Source organism: Arthrobacter sp. SPT-J7 (assembly GCF_059089965.1).
Map to the genome: position 1 here is coordinate 1 of NZ_JBNHFF010000465.1, position 1,133 is coordinate 1,133.

At 65.8% G+C, this 1,133-nt stretch carries 1 protein-coding gene; it reads left to right on the forward strand.

Translation table 11 applies throughout. The features are described from left to right. Positions 1 to 86 precede the first annotated feature (86 nt). On the forward strand, positions 87 to 1,094 hold the full coding sequence (locus tag AC5RWX_RS33625; protein ID WP_494100476.1) for a LacI family DNA-binding transcriptional regulator: 1,008 nt from the start codon (positions 87 to 89) through the stop codon (positions 1,092 to 1,094). Positions 1,095 to 1,133: the final 39 nt, after the last annotated feature.

Here is a 1,133-nt window from a genome sequence, read left to right on the forward strand (position 1 = left end):
CCCACCACACCCCACTTCACGGGTACCGGCAACTGACACCACGGGTACCGGCAACCTGACACCACGGCCCGCCTAGACTTACCGTCATGACCCCTAGTTCCCGTGAACCGCGCCTCCGCAGAGCAACGATTTTGGATGTGGCGGCCGCGGCGGGCGTGTCGCGTCAGACGGTGACTCGGGCCATGAACGACATGCCTGGAATCAGTCCTGCCACCCGGGAGCGGGTTCAACGGCTCGCGGCAGAGTTGGGCTACGCACCGAGCCGCTTTGCGAAGGGCCTGGTGCAGGGCGCGCGGGTCTCTCTGGGGCTTGCGATCCCTGACCTTACCAACCCCTACTTTCCTGCCTTCGCGTCCAGCGTGGTGGATGCGGCCACCCAGCGGGGCTGGAACGTAGTTGTTGATGACTTTGGCCACGGCAGCGGGAGCGGTCTGGACTCCGTCAGCCGCCTCGCGCCCCAAGTCGACGCGCTCGTTGGCTATCTTGGTGCCTGCTCGAATGATGCCCAGGCCATGATGGGCCGGCGCCCGGTCGTGGTGCTGGATTACCCGTCGGGCCACGCGGCCGGCGGCATCTCCTTTGACTACTCTTTCGCGGCACGGACCGCCTTGGAGCGCCTCCACGCGGCACACTGCCGGGAGATTGCCTATCTCGATTCCGACCAGGAGGGTCCCGCTACCACCCGCGGGCTGGCCGTCGCCGCTGCAGCTGAGGAAGCGGGCATTGAGCTCACTGTATGGCAGGCCGCTGATTCCGCCCCCGCTGCCCGGGAAGCCGTCCACTCCATGATCGAGCATGGTGGCGGAATCGACGGGCTTCTGGTGTTCAACGACCTCATGGCGGCAGGGGCGCTCAAAGCACTGCACGACGCCGGCAAAAGTGTGCCGGGGGACTGCGCCGTGATCGGGATGGACGGGATCCCTTTGGGGGAGCTCCTAACACCTGAGCTGACCACTCTCGCCCTCGACCTGCGCGCGGTTGGACGGGCCGCCGTCGACCTGGTCAATAACCTGCTGGCCGGTACGGTGGAGGCCGGAAGCGAAGGCGCCATGCTGGTTCTCAGGCACGAATTGATTCTGCGCCAATCGGCCTGACCTACTCAAACCGGACAAAGTCGACTACGCTCGACTTGG